The organism is Amycolatopsis dongchuanensis (assembly GCF_039542405.1).
Taxonomy (GTDB): domain Bacteria; phylum Actinomycetota; class Actinomycetes; order Mycobacteriales; family Pseudonocardiaceae; genus Amycolatopsis_E; species Amycolatopsis_E sacchari.
In genome coordinates this window covers 1-2,019 of record NZ_BAABIB010000028.1, presented here as the reverse complement: position 1 = coordinate 2,019, position 2,019 = coordinate 1, and the positions used below count along the sequence as shown (strand labels likewise).

The following is a 2,019-nucleotide window of genomic DNA, read 5'->3' as shown; positions in this document are numbered from 1 at the left end:
CGTCACCCGATCCCTCACCGCCTACGACCACTGACCGAGTTACGCATTACTCGTCTAGGGCCAGCCACTTCCCCACCACCGCCCTCAATGGACACGCTCCGCGTGACGCCTAGTATCAGGCCCGTGACAGCACTGTTGACCCGCCCGTCCCCGGACCCGGTGGAGGCCCTGCGCCCGCCGACCGACCGCGAGGCGACGCTGCTCGGCAGGCCGATGCCCGCCGACCGGCTGCGGGGCTGGGTCGTCACGCTCGTGCTGGGCGCGCTCGCGGCGATCACGCGGTTCCAGAACCTGGGGTTCCCGACCGACAAGGGCACCCCGATCTTCGACGAAAAGCACTACGTGCCGCAGGCGTGGCAGATGCTGCGCAACGGCTGGTTCGAGGACAACGCCGGGTACGAGCTCGTGGTGCACCCGCCGCTCGCGAAGCAGCTGATCGCGCTGGGCGAGTGGATGCTCGGCTACAACGGCTGGGGCTGGCGGTTCGCCTCCGCGCTCGCCGGGACGGTCATCGTGGTGCTGGTGGTGCGCGCGGCCCGGCGGCTGACGCGGTCGACGCTGCTCGGGGCCGTCGCGGGCATCCTGGTGATCTGTGACGGGGTGCTGTTCATCCAGTCGCGGATGGGGATGCTGGACATCTTCATCGCGTTGTTCTCGTTCGCGGCGTTCGCCTGCCTGCTGGTGGACCGGGACCAGGTGCGGCAGCGGCTGGCGGTCGCGGTGCGCGAGGGCTGGGCGGACGAGTCGCCGTGGGGGCCGCGGCTGGGGTTCCGGTGGTGGCGGTTCGCGGCGGGGGTGTGCGTCGGGCTGACGTTCGCGGTGAAATGGTCCGGGCTGTACTACATGGCGTTCTTCGGGCTGCTCGTCGTCGGCTTCGACGTGGCGGCGCGGCGCGCGGCGGGCGTGCCGAGGCCGTGGCTGGGCACGCTCCGGCGGGACGTGCTGCCCGCGCTGTGGGCGATCGTGGCACTGCCCGCGTTGATGTACGTGGCGAGCTGGTGGGCGTGGTTCGCGAGCGAGTCGGCGACCGACCGGCACTACACGGAGATCAAGGGCATCGCCCCGGGTTTCTGGGGCTGGGTCCCCCCGGCGCTGCGCTCGCTCGGTGACTATTCGATGAACGTGCTGCACTTCCACGAAACCCTGGTGACGCCGAAGAACGATCCGCACCCGTGGGAGTCGAAGCCGTGGACCTGGCCGATGGGCCTGCGGCCGATGTTGTACTACTACGAGTCGGGCACCACGACGTGCGGCAGCACGGACTGCGTCCAGGCCACGATGCTCATCGGCACGCCCGCGACGTGGTGGCTGGCCTTCCCGATGCTGGGCTGGGGCCTGTGGCGCTGGCTGTTCCGGTTCGACTGGCGTTACGCGGCCGTGCTCGTGGGCTATTTCGCGGGCTACCTCCCGTGGTTCACGAACATCGACCGGCAGATGTACTACTTCTACGCCACCCCGATGGCCCCGTTCCTCGCACTGGGCCTGACACTCGCGCTGGGCCAGATACTCGGCAGCGCGAAGCGGGGTTTCGAGCGCAGGGGGACGGGACTGCTCGTGGTGGCCCTGTACGTGGGTCTCGTGGTGGCCAACTTCGCCTGGCTGTGGCCGATCCTGAACGGGGATTCGATCTCGGGAGGCCACTGGCAAGCAGAACTGTGGCTCCCCAGCTGGCGGTAAGCAGTACCAGCCACACAACCACCACCCGGCAACGGAACGCGAGCGGCCACACCGCCCACACCCACCCCCGCCCCGATCCCCAGCCGCACTTACGGCCGATCCGCCGGGTCAAGAGTGGGCGAAGCCCATCCCGAAGGGACGCCGAAGGCGCTCTTGACGCGACGGATCGGCCGTGAACACTCAAGGATCGGGGCGGGGGTGGGGCCGCTCAGCAGGGCGCGCAGCGCCCGGTGAACCCCGGTACCCGGGCACTCAAGCGACCAGGGAAAAAGAAAAAGAATGCCTCGCCGGCGGGCAATACCGCTAAGTTAGGCGGTTTGGGTGAGGAGTCGGATGCGTGGT

The 2,019-nt window shown here is 69.1% G+C and carries 1 protein-coding gene; it reads left to right on the top strand.

Features of this window, described 5'->3' with window-relative positions; translation table 11 throughout:
- Nucleotides 1-123 precede the first annotated feature (123 nt).
- A complete protein-coding gene (locus ABFX51_RS05715; RefSeq protein WP_346052620.1) occupies nucleotides 124-1,677 on the top strand; it encodes a dolichyl-phosphate-mannose--protein mannosyltransferase in 1,554 nt (517 codons plus the stop codon).
- Nucleotides 1,678-2,019 lie beyond the last annotated feature (342 nt).